General features: G+C 74.6%; 11 protein-coding genes. 8 read left to right on the top strand and 3 right to left on the bottom strand.

Going from position 1 to position 17,295, the window contains the following annotated elements:
* Positions 1-106 precede the first annotated feature (106 nt).
* Positions 107-2,032 carry an ATP-binding cassette domain-containing protein gene (locus tag ACTWPW_RS26275; RefSeq protein WP_375114173.1) on the bottom strand — a complete coding sequence of 642 codons (1,926 nt, stop codon included), beginning with the start codon at positions 2,030-2,032 and terminating at the stop codon, positions 107-109.
* 613 nt (positions 2,033-2,645) lie between these two features.
* Here ACTWPW_RS26275 and ACTWPW_RS26270 point away from each other — a divergent pair.
* Together ACTWPW_RS26270 and ACTWPW_RS26265 are read left to right on the top strand one after the other, a co-directional pair.
* Positions 2,646-3,350 (top strand): hypothetical protein, encoded by a 705-nt coding sequence (locus tag ACTWPW_RS26270; protein WP_375114084.1) that lies wholly within the window; start codon positions 2,646-2,648, stop codon positions 3,348-3,350.
* Between the two features lie 79 nt (positions 3,351-3,429).
* The gene (locus tag ACTWPW_RS26265; protein ID WP_443170197.1) at positions 3,430-3,858 is read left to right on the top strand and encodes a hypothetical protein; all 429 of its coding nucleotides are present in this window, start codon (positions 3,430-3,432) and stop codon (positions 3,856-3,858) included.
* A gap of 49 nt (positions 3,859-3,907) precedes the next feature.
* On the opposite strand, the gene ACTWPW_RS26260 is transcribed toward ACTWPW_RS26265, so the two are convergent.
* Together ACTWPW_RS26260 and ACTWPW_RS26255 are read right to left on the bottom strand one after the other, a co-directional pair.
* A complete protein-coding gene (locus ACTWPW_RS26260) occupies positions 3,908-5,071 on the bottom strand; it encodes a pyridoxal phosphate-dependent aminotransferase (protein ID WP_443170196.1) in 1,164 nt (387 codons plus the stop codon).
* Positions 5,072-5,130: 59 nt separating this feature from the next.
* A complete protein-coding gene (locus ACTWPW_RS26255; RefSeq protein ID WP_443170195.1) occupies positions 5,131-6,258 on the bottom strand; it encodes a PP2C family protein-serine/threonine phosphatase in 1,128 nt (375 codons plus the stop codon).
* Between the two features lie 465 nt (positions 6,259-6,723).
* Between ACTWPW_RS26255 and ACTWPW_RS26250 the strand changes: the two genes are divergently transcribed.
* From ACTWPW_RS26250 to ACTWPW_RS26225, 6 genes are all read left to right on the top strand, one after another.
* Positions 6,724-9,741, top strand: coding sequence for a lantibiotic dehydratase (locus tag ACTWPW_RS26250; protein WP_443170194.1), 3,018 nt, complete (start codon positions 6,724-6,726; stop codon positions 9,739-9,741).
* Positions 9,741-11,156 carry a hypothetical protein gene (locus ACTWPW_RS26245; protein WP_443170193.1) on the top strand — a complete coding sequence of 472 codons (1,416 nt, stop codon included), beginning with the start codon at positions 9,741-9,743 and terminating at the stop codon, positions 11,154-11,156. The genes ACTWPW_RS26250 and ACTWPW_RS26245 overlap by 1 nt, the downstream gene beginning before the upstream one ends.
* The gene (locus tag ACTWPW_RS26240; RefSeq protein WP_443170192.1) at positions 11,153-12,661 is read left to right on the top strand and encodes a hypothetical protein; all 1,509 of its coding nucleotides are present in this window, start codon (positions 11,153-11,155) and stop codon (positions 12,659-12,661) included. The genes ACTWPW_RS26245 and ACTWPW_RS26240 overlap by 4 nt, the downstream gene beginning before the upstream one ends.
* 140 nt (positions 12,662-12,801) lie before the next feature.
* Positions 12,802-14,565, top strand: coding sequence for an ABC transporter ATP-binding protein (locus ACTWPW_RS26235; protein WP_443170191.1), 1,764 nt, complete (start codon positions 12,802-12,804; stop codon positions 14,563-14,565).
* A 49-nt stretch (positions 14,566-14,614) separates the two neighbouring features.
* Complete coding sequence (locus ACTWPW_RS26230) at positions 14,615-16,444, top strand: ATP-binding cassette domain-containing protein (RefSeq protein WP_443170190.1); 1,830 nt, start codon at positions 14,615-14,617, stop codon at positions 16,442-16,444.
* Positions 16,444-17,292, top strand: coding sequence for an NAD-dependent protein deacetylase (locus ACTWPW_RS26225; RefSeq protein ID WP_443170189.1), 849 nt, complete (start codon positions 16,444-16,446; stop codon positions 17,290-17,292). The genes ACTWPW_RS26230 and ACTWPW_RS26225 overlap by 1 nt, the downstream gene beginning before the upstream one ends.
* Positions 17,293-17,295 lie beyond the last annotated feature (3 nt).

The following is a 17,295-nucleotide window of genomic DNA, read 5'->3' as shown; positions in this document are numbered from 1 at the left end:
CGGCTTCCCGCAGGTTCCTGCGCCGTTTTCGCACGTCCGCGCCTTCGTCCCGCCGTACTCCGGTCGGGGAGGGCCGCCGGGCGCGCGGGGCGCCCGGCGGGGCCGGTCAGAGGCGGTTCACGTAGTCGCGCAGGTGGATGGCGGTGAGGGAGGTGCCGGTGGCCAGGAGGTCGCCGGGGGTGCCGGAGAAGACGACCTGGCCGCCGTCGTGGCCGGCGCCGGGGCCGAGGTCCACGATCCAGTCCGCGTGGGCCATGACGGCCTGGTGATGCTCGATCACGATGACCGTGTTGCCGGCCTCCACCAGGCGGTCGAGCAGGGCCAGGAGCTGGTCCACGTCCGCCAGGTGCAGGCCCGTGGTGGGCTCGTCCAGCACGTACGTGGTGCCGTTCTTGGCCATGTTGATGGCGAGCTTGAGCCGCTGCCGCTCACCGCCCGACAGCGTGGTCAGCGGCTGGCCGAGCCCCAGGTAGCCGAGGCCGACGGCGACGAGCCGGTCGAGGATCGTGCCGGCCTGGCCGGTGGGGAAGAAGTCGCGGGCCTCGGCCACCGGCATCTCCAGCACCTCGCTGATGTTCTTGCCGCGCAGCCGGTACGTCAGCACCTCGGGCGTGAACCGCTTGCCCTCGCACTCCTCGCACACCGAGGCCACCTCGGCCATCATCGCCAGGTCGGTGTAGATCAGCCCGATGCCCTTGCACGCCGGGCAGGCGCCCTCGGAGTTGGCGCTGAACAGGCCGGGCTTGACCCCGTTCGCCTTGGCGAAGGCCGCGCGGATCGGGTCGAGCACCCCCGTGTACGTGGCCGGGTTGCTCCTGCGCGAGCCGCGGATCGGTGACTGGTCGGCCACCACCACGCCGTCCAGGCCCGCCACGTGCCCGTGGATCAGCGAGCTCTTGCCCGACCCCGCCACCCCGGTCACCACGGTCAGCACGCCGAGCGGCAGGTCCACGCTCACGTCGCGCAGGTTGTGCAGCGTGGCGTTCCTGATCGGGAGCTGCCCGGTGGGCTTGCGGACCTCCTCGCGCAGCCGTACGCGGTGGTCGAGGTAGCGGCCGGTCAGCGTGCCGGAGGAGCGCAGCCCGTTCAGGTCACCCTCGTAGCAGATGCGGCCGCCGTCCTTGCCCGCGCCCGGGCCGAGGTCCACCACGTGGTCGGCGATCGCGATCGTCTCCGGCTTGTGCTCGACCACGAGCACCGTGTTGCCCTTGTCGGTGAGCTGCAGCAGCAGCCTGTTCATCCGCTGGATGTCGTGCGGGTGCAGCCCGGCCGTGGGCTCGTCGAAGACGTACGTGACGTCGGTCAGGCTCGAGGTGAGGTGGCGCACCATCTTGACCCGCTGCGCCTCGCCGCCCGACAGCGTGGCCGACTCCCGGTCCAGGCTGAGGTAGCCCAGGCCGATCTCGACCAGCGAGTCCAGCGTCGAGCGCAACCCCTCCAGCACCGGGCCGACCGCCGGGTTGCCGATGCCGCGGACGAAGTCGGCCAGGTCGTTGATCTGCATGGCCGAGCACTCGGCGATGTTCCGGCCCTGGATGCGGGCCGAGCGGGCGGCCTCGTTCAGCCGGGAGCCGCCGCAGGCGGGGCAGGGGGCCAGCTTGACCGCCCGGTCGGCGAACGCCCGCGCGGCATTTTGCAGCGACTCGCGGTCCTTGCCCAGGTAGCTGCGCTTGACCCGGACGACCAGGCCCTCGTAGGTGAAGTTGTTGGCGCCGTACTTGATCTTGGTGGCGGGCTTGTGGAGCAGGTCGTCCCACTGCTGCTGGGTGAAGTCCTTCAGCTTGACGTCGGGGTCGAACAGCCCGGAGCCGGCCACGATCTGCCAGGGCCAGCTGTCCACCGCGTACCCGGGGGCCTTGATCGCGCCCTCGTTCAGCGACAGCTCCCTGTCGACCAGCTCGTCCACGTCGATCTCGGACGCCTTGCCCAGCCCCTCACAGGTGGGGCACATGCCCTCCGCCATGTTGAAGCTGAAGGCTGAGGCCGAGCCGACGTGCGGCTCGGCGATGCGGCTGAAGATGATCCGCAGCATGGTGTGCGCGTCGGTGGCGGTGCCCACGGTGGAGCGCGGGTTGGCGCCCATCCGCTCCTGGTCCACGATGATCGCCGCGCTGAGGTTGTACAGCGCGTCGACGTCGGGGCGGGCCAGGCTCGGCATGAACGCCTGGATGAACGCCGTGTACGTCTCGTCGATCAGCCGCCTGGACTCCGCGGCGATGGTGTCGAAGACGAGCGAGGACTTGCCGGAGCCGGACACTCCGGTGAAGACGGTGAGACGCCGCTTGGGGATGTCCAGGGAGACGCCCTTGAGGTTGTTCTCCCTGGCGCCGCGGACCTGGATGCGGTCGTGGCTGTCCGCGGCGGTGTGGTCGCGGGGCTGGACGGTGCTTGCCTGGTGGCTGGAGCGCACGGAACCCTTCCATCGTCGGCCGACTATTTATGCCGTAAGGGGATTAGCCGGGACAGCTTACATCGGCTCGGGACCGGTCCGGCATGGCGTGGGCGTGCCAACGGTCCGTGAAATCGAAAGGAACGCCGGACGATGGCCGCCTCAGCCCCCGGCCTGCGCGGATAGCGTGTCAGCAATCGCCTGTGGTCGTCCGTCGGAGTTCGTTCAGTTGCGTGAGAATCACCGGGAGGCCGGCGTGCGCGCCGTCCTCGAGAAGGGGAGGCTCGTCTCGCTGGGGGTCGAGCCCCGGCTGCTGCGTGAGCCGGCCGACGTCGTGGCCGGCCTGGTGGCCGAGGCGGTGGACGCGGCCTTCGGCCGGGCGTCGTCCGCCGCCGACGACGGGGTCGTGCCGTTCGTCGAGCCGCTGGCGCTGGCGCGGGAGCTGCGCGCCGTGCGGGCCGAGCTGGATGCCCGGATGGCGCGGGTGACGGCGTCGATCGAGGTGAGCGCGGCCGCCCTGCGCGCCGGAGCCCGCGCCGGGGCCGGGGCAGTGGGCGGGGTGCCGGGCGGAGTGCCCTCGCTGGCCTTCGGCGAGCTGTTCGACCAGCTCATCGACATGCTGGAGACGATCGGCGGCGTGCCGGACGCGGACCTGCGCGGCGTCTCGGAGGGGCCGGTGAGCGCCGTGTGCGCGCCGGGGCCGCGGCTGGTCTCGCTGAGCGTGGCGCCGTGGGCCCTGTACGGCGGGACGAGGGCGCTGGGCGAGCGCGTCGTCCGCTCGGTGAACGCCGCCCTGGACGATTTGGAGGCCGGGGTGCTGCGGCGGCGCGCGGAATCCGGCGCCGGCGCCGACCGGGTCATGGCCAGGGTGGCGGAGCTGCGGGAGGAGGGCGTGCTGCGGATGCGGGCGTACACGCAGGGGATGGCGGGGCTGATGGCCGGGATCCGGCCGCGAGCGTGAAGGGGGAGCGGATGGTGGACGGGCTGGGGGAGCCGGGCCGCGCGGCGGATGGCGGCGCGGGCGCGCGAGGGGGTGCGCGGTGAGCATGGAGCTGCCCGCCGCGCTGGCGCCGATGGAGGTGTTCCTCGGGCGGCGGTACTCCGACGGGGACGAGGACGCGCTGATCCGGATGGGTGACGAGCACGAGGGCCACGCCGCCGCGTTGCTGGGACTCGACGGCATGGGACGGGGCGACACGGGACGGGGCGACACGGGCCCGGGTGGCACGGGTCCGGGTGACATGGGACCGGCCGGCACCGGCGCCCAGGTCGTCGGGCTCGGGCTGAAGGCGTCCGCCGGGATCGTGCTCGCCCACAAGGGGATCACCCTGCTGCAGTACGCCCTCACCGCGGCCGCGCTGGCCGAGACGCTCGCGACGGGCGGAACGCTGGCGCCGGTCGTGCGGCAGGCCGGGCAGCGGGCACTCGACGCGGTCTCGACCGTCACGGTGAACGAGCTCCCGACCTGAGGTCACGGCCAGGGAGGGGCTCTCCCGCCGGGGCCCGGCTCCGGCCGGGTCACGCGGACAGCGGGTTGGCGCGCCTGTGGTGCAGGCCGATCACGGGGATCTCGTGCAGGCTGCCCGAGTACAGGAACTGCGTCATGCCGATCAGCAGCCGGCGCACGTCCTCCTGCGGGCGCACGACCAGGCGCAGGAACTGGCTGGTGGTGCCCAGCTTGTTGCCACACTCGCGGACGTACACGCCGTGCTCGGTGAGCAGGTGGTCGCGCAGCGGCACCCCGTCGTGCCCGGGCGGCAGCTTCACCAGCAGGAAGTTGCCCTGCGAGGCGAACACCGACAGCCCCGGCATGGTGCTGAGCTGCTGGAACATCGCCCGCCTGTCGCCGCCGAGCCGCTTGAGGCTCTCCTGGTACTCGGGCATGAACTGCCGCATCATGAACACCACGACCTCGGCGAACGAGTTGAGGTTCCACTTGGGCAGCGCGTCGCGCACCCGGCCCGCGAGCGCCGGGTTGGCGACCATGTAGCCGAAGCGGATGCCGTGCAGGCCGAAGTTCTTGCCCAGGCTGCGCAGCACGATCACGTTCGGCCGCACGGCGGCCTCCGCCGCCACCCCCGGGTACGGCTCGGCGTCCACGAAGTCCCCGAAGGACTCGTCCACGATCACCAGGTCCAGGTCGATGAGCTGGTCGAGCAGGTGCAGGACCTCGTGCTTGGGCAGGTAGCCGCCGTCGGGGTTGTTCGGGTTGCAGATGACCGCCACCCGGGAGCCGCGCATGCGGATGAACGAGACGTAGTCGTTCACGTCCAGCGTGAAGTTGCGGCTCTCCAGCAGCGGGTACATGTCCACCCGCTTGCCCGTCTCCAGCGGCTGGTCGGTCCAGCGGCCGAAGGTGGGGATCGGGATCGCCAGGCTCTCGCGCACCAGCAGGTGGTCGATCCACGTGATCAGCTCCGTCGAGCCGTTGCCCATCGCGACCGTCTTGGGGTGCAGCCCGAGCGTGGAGCAGAGCTCCTCGGTGATCGTCCCCGCGTCGCTGGGATAGAACTTGAGTATCGTCTCCAGGTTTCTCCCGAGGTGATCGAAGATCTCCGGCGTGGGGAAATACGGGTTGCACGGTATGCAGAAGTCCACCGGGGCGAGCTCTCCCGTCGAGCTGCGCATGAGTGAGAAGTACGACGGGCTGTGCGCTTGTGCCCGCAAGAGACTGAGCTCCACGACACCTCCATGGACCACGTGTCCGATGTGTGTAGGTACGCGCCAGTGGAGCGAGCGGTTCATGATGTTGGGCGGAAGAGCCTCAGGGATGTTTCCGTCCTGCGGAGCGTGAGGACGGCGATGTCGTCGCGCGGGGCGGCCCGGGTGAACTCCCGCAGGTCGGCCCCCAGCGTACGGGCGAGCCCGGCGGGCGGGTCGAGGGCCCACGCGCGCAGCCGCTCCTCCAGCGGGTAGAAGGCGCCGTCGGGGTCGCGGGCCTCGGTGACGCCGTCGGTGCACAGCAGCAGCGTCGCGCCCGGCGGGAACGCGAACCGCACGCCCCGGCGCGGCGTCTGCGTCAGCGACGCCAGGCCGAGGGGCACCGCCGCCTCGCCCAGGTTCGCCTGGTGGGCGTCGCCGTCGTGGATGACGTACGGGGCGATGTGGCCGCAGTTGACCGCCTCCACCCCCGGCTCCTTGCCGATGTCCAGCACGAGGGCGGTGACCAGCCGCTCGGGCTCGCCGGTCATGGAGGCGAAGGTGTTCTGACGGACCACGGTGTTCTCCAGGGCGGCCACGACGCCGGTGAGCGTCTCCTCCCGGTAGGCCGCCTCCCTGAACGAGCCCAGCACGGCCAGCGCCGTGCCGATCGCCGGCAGGCCCTTGCCCTGGACGTCCGCGATCAGCACCCTGGTTCCGCGCCTGGAGGGCGCCACCTCGTACATGTCGCCGCCCACCATCGTGTCCTCCTCCACCGGCTGGTAGAGGCCGTCCACCACCACGTCCGCGGTGCGCAGCGGCAGCGGGCGCACGATCAGCCGCTGCAGGGCGGCCGCCGCCGAGCGCAGCCGGTGGACCTCCTCCTCGCGCCGTACGCGGTAGCGGCAGCCCAGCACGCTCAGCACCCCGAACAGCGCCGTGAAGCCGGTCGCCAGCAGGATGTCGTCCGTCTCCCCGCGCAGGTGGATGCCGGTGATCACCTCCACCACGACCACCCACACCGAGGCGACCACCGTCTGCCACACCTCGCCGAGGCCCGAGACGATCGCCGGCAGGAAGATCAGCAGCGGGAACAGCCGCACCGCCGTGCCCGTGGTCACGTCCAGCGCGATCACCACTCCGGTGACGAGGAGGAGCCCCGCCACGAACACCGGTGTCCACAGGTGGGGCCCGTCGCCGCGCCGCCGCCGCCGTCCGTCTTCCGTCACTGCTCCCCCTTCACCCCCGTGTCACCTTCTATCAGTCCGTTTCTCCTCTCCGGCGTGCTGGCACGCGCCCTTGACCCCACCTTGCCCTGGCGCGGAAATGGGAACCCGAATTAAACGCGATTGAACGAACGGCCGCGAGAAATCATCGGCCGGCGGTTCGGCCGCGTATTGAATGGGCGGCTGAATCGGCGGGCCGGGGCGCTGTTGCCGAATTTAATCGGGCGTTCTCGCGAGAGAGCATCGATGACCCTCTGTGCTGCAAGGATAGGTCGAATGGCTACGCAAAGTAAACAGCTGTGCCCCTTATGGCGGGGTTTGTTTGTGTTGGCGGTCAATTCTCCGTTGGGATTGGCGGTTCTCATTTTCTTCTAATCCGGCAACTCATTGACACATGAAAATGATCTTGTAAATATCTGAGTTGAGGCGCCGTGCGGCGAATTCACGCCAGGAAAGGGAGAAGTCCATATGGGCATCGAGCACGACTGGACCCTGCTGCCTGCCGTGGTCGTACGGAGTGCCGGGTTTCCCTGGGAGCTCGTCCTGTCCCTCGTCCACCCCAGGGCGGCGGAGGCGGCCGCGGCCGTCGTACGGCTGGAGCGGCAGGCGCTCGACCTGCTCGACGACGGGCCCGGCCACGGGGCGGACGCCGGTTCTTCCGGCGGGGGAAGGCCGCCCCGTGGCTTCCGCGGCCGCCTGCGCGCGCTACGCCCGCTGCCACCCGGCTCGCCCGGTCCCGACGACTGGCTGGCGGCCTGGAACGACGTGACCGGCCAGCTGGAGGAGGCGCGCCTCACCCTGGCCGGCATGGTCGCGGGCGACGCGGCGCTCGTCCGGGCGGCCATGGCCGGGATCGTGGCCGACGAGCGGTTCCTCGACGCGCTCGTGTGCTCCTCGCCCGGCCTCTACCGCGACCTGCGGCACGGGGCCAAGGGGAGCGAGATGCGCCGGCAGGTCGCCGCCCACGTGCAGCGGCTGTCGGCCTCGTGCGAGACGGAGGGCTGCTACGGGCCGCTCGGCTACGGGGCCGTCGAGGCGGGGGCCGGCGGCTACACCTGGGCGGGGCATCGCGAGTGCGACCGGCGGGTGGCGTTCGCGGCGGCGCGCGTGGAGGAGGCGCTGCAGCAGCGCGTCCTGGCCGACCCCGCGCTGGTGGCGGGGCTGGTGCCGCGGCGCAGGACGTGGACGGGGGAGGCGCCCGACGGCGCCGCGTTCGCCGGGCACTGCGACGGGCGGCGCACGCTGGCCGAGATCGCGGCCGAGACGGGGACGGGGCTGGAGCGGGCGTCGGCGGCGCTGGCCGTGGCGGTGCGGCGGGGGCTGCTCACCCACGACCTGTGCCCGCCCGCCACCGTCTCCGACACCCTGGGCTGGCTCCGGGAGCGGCTCGCCGCCCGGGGGGTGCCGGTCGTGCCGGGGGCCGGGGGGAACGGCCCAGCGGTGGCGGGTGAGGCACCGGGGCGCGACCGGGATGGTCCGCGAAGCGCCCTCGGCGGGCCGCCCGGGCGTGACCGGGGCGGTCAGCGAGGCGGCGTCGGCGGGCCGCCCGGAAGGGACCGGGGCGGTCCGCGGGGGGCCTTCGGCGGGCCGCCCGTCTCCGGGCGCGGCCGGGCGGGTCTCGCCGGCGCCTGCGAGTGCGGTCTCGCCGGCCCCTTCGAGGAGGGGGTCGGCGGCGCCCGGAGCCCCTCCGAGCGGGAGGCGGGTCCTTCCGAAGAGGGTGCCGCCGGGGCATCGGGTTCCTCGGGGAGGGGCGCGGCGGGGGCGGCTCCTGCCGAGGACGGTGCCGGCGGCGGCGCGGGAGAGGGTGCCGGGGGGTCGGATCCCTCCGGGCCGGGCGGTGGCGGGTGCGGGCACGGAGGCGCGCGGGAGGTGCGCGGGCGGGGGCTCGCGGAGGCTCCCGGCGTGCCGGGGCAGGGGTTCGTGGCCCCTGCGGTCGTACCGGAGCGGGGGGACGGCCCGGCCGGGGTGCCGGCGCAGCGGGAGCACGTGGCCCCCGGCCATCGCGTGGCGGACGCCGACCTGCCGCTGGGCAGGCGCGTCGGCGAGATCGGCGAGCTGCTCGGGCAGTACCCCGCCGCCTCGCCCGATGTGAAGCTGGCCGTGCAGCGGCGGATCGAGGCGCTGGCCGGCGGGGGGCAGCGCGACGACCGGGTGATCGTGCACGAGGCGGCGGCCGGCACCCTGCGGGTCACGGTCGGCGACGCGCTCGCGGCCGACCTCGAGAGCCGCGTGCCCCGGGTGCTCGACCTGCTCGCCGAGGAGGCCGAGCTGACCAGGCTGCGTACCAACCGGCTGGTGGCGGGGCGGCTCGGGGCGGGCACGTTCCCGCTGGCCGAGGCCCTGCGGGCGACCGGCGACCTGGAGATCGAACACGGTGACCGGCTCGCGCGGCGCGTCGCGGCCATCGTGCGCGACGCGCCGGCGGGGGCGGCCGAGCTGAACCTCGCCGGCCTGCTGGACGAGCCCGCCCCGCCGGCCGTGCCCGTGCTCTGCTCGGCCGACGTCATGGTGGCCGCGCCCTCGCTGGAGGCGTACGAGCCGGGGGTGACCCCGCTGGTCCTCAGCCGGCTGCACGACGCGGTGCTGCTCACGCCGTGGGCGCTGCAGTTCCACGAGGAACGCGCCATGTGCCTCGCCCAGCGGGACACGGAGATCAGGCTGGCGCTGTCCGGGTTCACCGTGCTGAACGTCATCTCCCGCCGCTCCGACGGCGTGCCACCGCTGGAGCTGCCCGGGCCCGTCCTGGAGCTGGGCGGGGTGGCGGCCGACCCGGGGCGGCGGCGGATCGGGCTCGACGAGCTGTACGTGCACAGCGACGGGCAGCGGGCCCTCCTGTACGCCAAGGGGCTGGACGAGCCGCTGCTGCTGCACAACGGCGGGCACGACCCGGCCCTGCACGCAGCGCTGCACACCTCACTGCACACGGCCCTGCACACGGCCCTCGCCCTGCCCAGGATCAGCCTGCCCCGCCTCCATGGCCTCGCCCGGGTCCCCCGGCTGACGTGGGACAACGTCGTCGTGTCGGGGCGGCGGTGGCGGGTGGGCCGATCGTCGTTCGAGGCGCTCGGGCAGGCGGCCGGCGATCGCGAGCTCCTGGTGGCGATGGCGCGCCTGCGGGAGGATCACGACCTGCCGGTCGCGTTCTTCGCCTCGTCGGCCCGGGAGCGCGAGCCCGTCTACGTGGACACCCGCGCGCCCGCGCTCCTCGAAGGGCTGGCCCGCCTGGCGGCCATGGCCGATGAGGTCACGGTGACGGAGGTGCCGGCGGGGCCGGACGAGTGCTGGCTGCGGGAGGGCGAGCAGCGTTTCGCGGCCGAGCTGCGCTGTGTCTACCTGCGACCGGCCAGAAAGGGGCGCCGCGACGGCCACCGGGACCCCGGCCGGGGCGCGTCCGAGAGACCCGGCCGGGGCGCTCCTCCGAGTCTTCCGGGCGGTCGCCATGAACCGGCGGCGCATCCGTACCCGTGGCCTGGAGGGGGCTGCTGATGGAGCTGCTCGTCATTCCGCCGTTCACCGACTTCACGACCGAGGTCGTTCCGCCGGCCGGGGTCGAGGTGGTCGATCTGGGAGCGCTGCTCGTCGAACGGCTCGCCGAGCCGGCGCGGCTGCGGGCCGCCGCCGAAGGGCTGCCTGACGGGCCGCTCACCGCGCTGTTCGGGCGGGCGGCGGCGGCCATCCTGGAGCGCGAGGCGTACGACGACGCCCATCTGCGGGCGGTCGGCACGGCGCTCCGGCTGGCGGGCGACCCCGCGGTCCGGCTCAGCATCGACGATCTGGAGCTGGCCGAGGGCAGCACGCAGAGCAGCCGGGACGTGCTCGGCGCGGCCGCCCGGTGCCGGTTGTTCCGGCCCGAGGTCGAGATCGCCCTGGAGGTGGCCAGGGGGCGGCGGGCGCACGTCGTGGTGGACGGCGAGCAGCAGCTTCCCGCCGCGTTCGCGCTGGTCAAGGCGCTGGGGGCGGAGCGGGTGACGTTGTGCGGGCGGCTGGTGGCCGAGCAGGTCGCGGCGCTGCGGCGGGTGCCGGAGCTGGCCGGGGTCGAGTGGCTGGACTGGTCGCCGGATCGGGTGATCAGGCGCTGCTGGACCGCCGGGCACGACGCGGCCGTGCGCTGGGTGACCGGGGCGGACCGGCCGCCGGTGAGCGGTCCCTGGGCGGGGTGGCTGGACGTGGTCCGGGCGGGGGCGTTCTCGCGGGAGGCGCTGGCCCGCTGCCGCGGCCTGACGATCACCGTGACGCGGATCGACTTCCTGGCCGCCGCCACCGGGCTCAACGGCGTGACCGTCAACCTGCGGCGGCTGCTGGCCGCGATCCCCGCCGAGGTGCCGGTGACGTGCGAGCTGGCGGTGGGCGCGCCGGGGATGGCCGCGGGCGTCGTGGGGGAGTCGCTGGAGCTGCTGGCGGACGGGCCCGGCGGGGTGCGGCCGGCGGGGCTGCGGCCGTACCGGATGGGCATCCGTACGGTCTGGGCCGGTCAGAGCGTGCGCTTCCCGCCACGCGCCGGGAACGACCTGGCCCGATGGATCGAGTTCGACGCGCCCGAGACCATGCGCGCCCGCGAGGTGACGGCCATGATCCGGGGGTGGCTGGACCGGCTTCCCGGGTTGCCGCCCGGCAGGCTCGCCGCCTGTTCCGTCGCGGGGCAGGCGCTGCCCGTGCCGGCGTGTGCGTGGGACCCGTGCGCGGAGGTGGTCGCGGGGGCCGGGCCCGACGGGCGGGGGCCGGGCACGTTCGCCGTGAGCCTGCGGTCCGGGCGGTCGTTCCGGTTGCATCAAGGGCTGGTCTCGCCGGTCGCGCGGCTGGCCGCCGACGACCCGCACGCCCTCGACGGCCTGACGGACGGGGCGCGGGAGCGGCTGACGGCGGAGCTGGCCGAGGCCGGGGTGTTGAGGGGGCGCGGGTGAGCGGCACGTGGCAGGGGGAGGAACCGCCTGGCGCCCGGGCGGCGGCGTTAGGCGGGGACGGCGGCGTCTCGGGCTCCGGGGAGATCTCGTGGCGGATCCGGGCCGGTGTCGCTGAGCTGGTCGTCGAGCTGCGTCCGTGGTTCCTGCCGCGGACCCCCGGGCTGCCGGCGCGGCTGCTCGACGGGATGGGCCATCCTGATCTGCGGCGGCTCACCGAGCGGCTGCTCGACGCCCGCCGGCGCCTGGCCGCCGAGCGCGAGCGCTTCCTGCGGCAGGCCGCGCCGCTGCGGGACGCGGTGCTGAGGCTGCCGCCCGAGCGGTGCGCGCTCGCCGGGCAGTGCCTCAGGAGCGTACGCGCCGGGGCGCCGCTCACCGGGGACGAGATCCGGCTGCTGGAGTCGCTCGGCATGGGGGAGCGGGCGCGGCGGTGGCAGTCCGCCGTCGTCGCGGCGGGTTCGGCGCGGGCCGCGGCCAGGAGTGCCCACGCCGCCGCCTGGCTGGTGACGCGGCGCAGGGTCGCCGAGGCGTACGACGACGAGTCCGTACGGCATGCCGCCTTCCTCGCCGATCCCGCCTTCCACCGGGAGATCGAGCGGCATCCGCTGGCCCGGCGGCCCGGGGACGGCACGGCCCGGCGCTCCCGGCTGCGCACCGCGGCCGCTCACCGGCTGCTGCGCCGCTTGGCGGTGGAGGGCGGCGGGCCCCGGCTGCGGGCGCGGTTCGAGCCCGGGGGCGGCGGGTCGTCGCGCGTGCGCGAGCCCGGATCGGAGCCGGTGGTGATCGGCGGGGCCGCGCTGGAGCGGTTGCGGGAGGCGTTGACGGCGGTGGTGCCGTTGTGGTGCCTGGCTGCCCTGCTCGCCCGGGAGGGCGGGGCCCGGCGGGAGCTCGGCGCCGTCCTGGCCGGGATGGCGTCGGAGGCGCTCCGCTCCGGAGAGGGGCAGGAGGTTGTCCGGCTGGACGCGCGGGCCGTGGTCCTGGCGACCGCTGGGTGGTGGGCGGAGGTGGGGGAGTGGCCGGACCCGGTGCCGCCCGGTCCCGAGCTGGTGGCCGCCGGGGCTGAGCCGGGTGCCGCGACGTGGCTGCTGTCCGGGACGGGACCCGGCCGCGGGCCCCTCTACGAACGGCCCGGGACCGCGCCGGTGGAGGTCGACCTCGGCGCGCGGACCCCGCGCATCATGATCGGCGACCTCGTCTACCAGCGGGCGCGCTGGCGCCTGCACCTGCCCGAGGAGCGGGGCGCGGACCCCTTCGACCGCTGGCTGGCCATCCACCGCCTCCGCCGCGAACGTGGCCTGCCCCGGCACGTCTTCGTCCGCCACCCCGCCGAGCCCGGCCCCTTCCCCGTCGACTTCTGCGATCCCCTCGCGGTCGAGGACCTGGCCCGGCACGAACCGGCCGAGGTCCTGGTCACCGAGATGTCGCCGGTTCCCGGTCAGGAGCGGGGCGACGGGCAGGCATGGTGCGCGGAGCTGCGCGTGGCCTGCCTCGTACGAAGGGCGCGCTGAAAATCGGTTGCCCGGAGGCGGCCCCGGCTGGTGTACTCCCCGGCGGAAGCAGATCGACCGGCGAAGGAGGCCCGCGATGCGGGAAGCGTTCTTGTCCCCCCAGCTCAGCGAATCCTCCTACGCAAAGGGCATGACGCTTCTTGACCCCGTACGAGCTCCGGACCCCACCACCTGACCCTTCCGTCCTGCGCCTGCTCGGCCCCGGGCGCCGCGCCACCGCCGGGCTGGCCGCGGCCATCGCCGCCGCCACCGCGCTCCCGCTGGCGGCGCCCCAGATCACCCGGCGCTTCGTCGACGACGCCATCGCCGGCGCCGGCATCCGCCACCTGACGCTGATCGCCCTCGGCTACCTCGCGCTCGCCGTCGCGGGCCAGGCCGCCAGGATGGTCACGGCGTGGCTGGCCAGCAGGCTCGCCTGGGACGGCACCAACCGCCTGCGCGAGCGCCTCGCCCAGCACGCGCTCGGCCTCGACCTCGACTTCCACGGCAGGCACACCCCCGGCGAGCTGATCGAGCGGGTGGACGGCGACGTCGTGGCGGTCGCCGACTTCGTCGTCGCGTTCGTGCTGGACGTCGTGGCCAGCGCGCTGCTCCTGGCCGGCGTGGTCGTCGTCGTGTTCGGCGTCGACTGGCGCATCGGGTGCGCGCTGCTGGCGTACTGCCTGCTCATCGGGTACGGCATGGCGCGGGCGCAGCGGCTGGCCGTGCCGTCGGCGGCGCGCTCCCGGGCGGCCGGCGCCGCCCTGTTCGGCACCCTCGAAGAGCGCCTCGCCGGGGCCGAGGACATCAGGGCGAACGGCGCCGGCGAGCATGTCGTACGCCGCTTCCACCAGGTCAGCGCCGCCCTCTTCCGGGCCGAGAACCGCGACGCCCGCGTCGGCACCATGCTCCTGGCCGGCACCTCGGTGGCCTTCGCCGCGGGCACGGCGATCATGCTGGGCCTGGCCGCGTGGACCATGGAGGCCGGCGCGCTCACGGTCGGCACCGCCGTGCTGCTCTTCCAGTACACGCTCATGGTGCGGGCGCCGTTCGAGCGGCTGATCGACCAGATCAGGCAGTACCAGGCGGCCCTGGCCGGCCTGGCCCGCATCGCCGGCCTGCTGTCCGAGCGGCCCGCGCTGACCCCCGGCACCCGCCCCCTCCCCGGCGCCGGCCCGCTCGGCCTGCGCTTCGAGGGCGTCGGCTTCTCCTACCCCGGCGACGACGAGCAGGTGCTGTCCGGCATCGACCTCACGCTCGCCCCCGGCGAGACGCTCGGCCTGGTCGGGCGGACCGGCAGCGGCAAGACCACCCTGGCCCGGCTCGTGCTCCGGCTGCACGACCCCGTCGAGGGCACCGTGCGCGCGGGCGGCGTGGATCTGCGCGAGGCCGACCCGCGCTCCCTCCGGAGCCGGATCGGCGTGGTCACCCAGGACGTGCAGCTCTTCGCGGCGAGCGTGCGGGACAACCTGACCCTCTTCCGCCCGCCGCCGGGCGACGAGCGGCTGCGCGAGGTCCTCGACGCCGTCGGGCTCGGGGAATGGGCGGCGGCCCTGCCCGACGGGCTCGACACCGAGCTGGGACCGGGGCTGCGATCGGAGCTCGGCGCCGTGTCGGCGGGCGAGGGCCAGCTGCTCGCGCTCGCGCGGGCGTTCCTGGCCGACCCCGGGCTCGTCGTGCTCGACGAGGCGTCCAGCCGGCTCGACCCGGCCACCGAGCGCCGCATCGAGGACGGCATCGGCCGCCTGCTGGCGGGCCGGACCGGCGTGATCATCGCGCACCGCCTGTCGTCCCTGGCGCGGGTGGACAAGATCGCGGTGCTCGACCGGGGCAAGGTCGTCGAGTACGGCTCCCGCGCCGACCTCGCCGCCGACCCGCACAGCAGGTTCGGCCGGCTGCTGGACCTGGCGGGGGTGGCCCGGTGAAGCCCGTGCTGCTGGTGGCGCTGCCGCTGCCGCTGGCGGGGGTGGGCCGGTGAGGCCGGTGCTGCTGGTGGCCACCCGGCTGGCCACGTTCGACCTGCGCCGGTACCTGGTCGGGGCCCTGCTGTGGCTGCCGGTCCACGTGATCCCGCTGGCCTCCGGGCTCCTCCTGCAACAGGTCTTCGACCAGATCAGCGGCCACCAGCCGGCCGCCCTGCGGGCGACCCTGTGGTTGTGCGCGGCGTTCGTGGCGGTCGAGGTCGTGCGGGGGATGGTGATCGTCGTCGCGTGGACGTACGGCGTCTACTGGTGGACCGCGGCGGCGACCCTCCTGCGGGCCAACGTGCTGCGCTCGGTGCTCACCGCGCGCGGGCCCGCCGCCGCCCGGCTGCCGCACTCGTCCGGAGAGGCCGTCTCCCGCATGCGCGACGACGTGGCCGACGCGGTGGACCTCACCGACGAGAGCGTCAGCCTGGCGGGCACCACGCTGTTCGCCGCCGCGGCGCTGCCGATCATGGCCTCCGTCGATCCGGCGATCACGCTGGTGCTGGCCCTGCCGATGATCGCGGTGGGCGTGCTCAGCCGGATGATGCGGCGGGCGATCGCCCGGCTGCACGGGCGGGCCAGGCGGCTCGGGGCGGCCGTCACGGCGTACGTGGGGGAGATGTTCGCCGGCGTGCTCGCGCTCAAGACGGCCGGGGCCGAGGCCGCGGCGCTGGAACGGCTGCGCGAGCACAACCGGCGGCGGCGCGACGCCGCCGTCAAGGACCGGATGGCCACCGACCTGCTGGACGCCGCGACGACCACGACCGTCGAGCTCAGCACCGGGCTCGTCCTGCTCCTGGCCGCCCCCGCCATGCGCGGCGGCGACTTCACCGTGGGCGACCTGGCGCTGTTCACCAGCTACATCGGCTGGCTCACGGCGCTGCCGCGGTCGATCGGCACGGTCCTGTCCCGGCTGCCCCAGGCGGCGGTCGCGACGGAGCGGCTCACCCGGCTCATGGCGCCGCACGAGGACGCCGGCGACCTGTCGCGCGGCACCGGCGTCTGGCTGCACCGCGACCCGCCGCCCGCCCCGCCACCGCCGCCGCCCGCCGACCGCCTCCAGGTGCTGGAGGCGCGCGGGCTGACCGTGCGCGGGGTGCTGCACGGCGTCGACCTGCGCGTCGAGCGCGGCTCGTTCACGGTCGTCACCGGTGCCGTGGGCGCGGGCAAGACCACCCTGGTACGCGCCCTGCTCGGCCTCCTCCCGCTGGACGGCGGGACGATCTCGTGGAACGGCACCGCGGTCGCGGACCCGGGCACGTTCCTGGTCCCCGGCCGGGCCGCGTACGCCGGCCAGGTCCCCCGGCTGTTCTCCGAGACGCTGCGGGAGAACGTGCTGCTCGGCCGGCCCGCCGGCGACGACGAGGTCCGGCGGGCGCTGGAGCTGGCGGCGTTCGAGCGGGACCTGGCCGAGCTGCCCGAGGGGCTCGGCACGGTGGTGGGGCCGCGCGGGGTGCGGCTGTCCGGCGGGCAGGTGCAGCGCGCCACCGCCGCCCGCGCCCTCGTCCGCGCCCCCGACCTGCTCGTCGTGGACGACCTGTCGTCCGCCCTGGACGTCGAGACCGAGCGGCTCCTGTGGGACCGGATCGCCGGGCGCGGCCCCGAGACGGTCCTGGTCGTCTCCCATCGGCAGGCCGCGCTCGAACGTGCCGACCAGGTCATCGTCCTCGACCGGGGCCGCGTCGCCGGCCGGGGGCGGCTGGCCGGGCTGCTGGAGAGCTGCCCGGAGATGCGGCGGCTGTGGTACGCCGAACGCGTCGTGGAGGCGGAGGAGCGGGTGGGCGATCGATCGTGGGCTGCCGATCGTGGGCTGGGGCGGGAGCAAGCGGGCGGCTGATGCACCATAGGGATGTGACACCTAGCACCACGAAGGTGGCGGAGCTGGTCGAGCTGGTCGCCAGGGGACAGGTGGCCGTGCTCAGCGGGGCCGGGCTGTCCACCGAATCGGGCATCCCCGACTACCGGGGGCCGACAGGGCGGGCCCGGCGCGCCGAGCCGATGACCTACCAGCGGTTCGTCGGCAGCGCGCAGGCGCGGCAACGCTACTGGGCGCGCAGCCACGTCGGCTGGCGGCAGATCGGGCAGGCCCGCCCGAACGCCGGGCACCGGGCGGTGGCCGAGCTGGAGCGGCGCGGGCTGCTGGCCGGCATCGTCACCCAGAACGTCGACGGCCTGCACCAGGCGGCCGGCGCGGAGCGGGTGATCGAGCTGCACGGCGGGCTCGACCGCGTCGTCTGCCTGTCGTGCCGGGAGCGCACCCCGCGCGCCGAGCTGGAGCGCCGCCTGCGCGAGGCCAACCCCGACTGGGAGGGCAGCGGCCGGATCAACCCCGACGGCGACGCCGTGCTCACCGACGAGCAGGTCGCCGGGTTCCGGGTGGTCGACTGCTCCGGGTGCGGCGGGGTGCTCAAGCCGGACGTGGTGTTCTTCGGCGAGAACGTGCCCAAGCCGCGCGTGGACGAGTGCTACGCGGTCGTGGGCGGGGCGCGGGCGCTGCTCGTGCTCGGGTCGTCGCTGGCGATCAGGTCGGGGCTGCGGTTCGCCGGCAAGGCCGCCGCGCTCGGCATCCCCATCGCCATCGTCAACCAGGGGCCGACCGGCGCCGACGCCGACGCGGCCCTCACCCTGGACGCCCCGCTCGGCCCGACCCTGACCGATCTCACGGTCCGGCTGGGGGCAGAATAGGGC

Origin of the sequence: Nonomuraea sp. KM90 (genome assembly GCF_052246675.1) — a bacterium.
GTDB lineage: Bacteria > Actinomycetota > Actinomycetes > Streptosporangiales > Streptosporangiaceae > Nonomuraea.
The sequence above is the reverse complement of the archived record's forward strand: the minus strand, read 5'-3'. Positions and strand labels throughout refer to the sequence as shown.

Excerpts from the sequence above, each read along its gene's own strand:
- ACTWPW_RS26275 (WP_375114173.1), bottom strand. The coding sequence starts at position 2,032 with ATGCTGCGGATCATCTTCAGCCGCATCGCCGAGCCGCACGTCGGCTCG.
- ACTWPW_RS26250 (WP_443170194.1), top strand. The coding sequence starts at position 6,724 with ATGGGCATCGAGCACGACTGGACCCTGCTGCCTGCCGTGGTCGTACGG.
- ACTWPW_RS26245 (WP_443170193.1), top strand. The coding sequence starts at position 9,741 with ATGGAGCTGCTCGTCATTCCGCCGTTCACCGACTTCACGACCGAGGTC.
- ACTWPW_RS26225 (WP_443170189.1), top strand. The coding sequence starts at position 16,444 with ATGCACCATAGGGATGTGACACCTAGCACCACGAAGGTGGCGGAGCTG.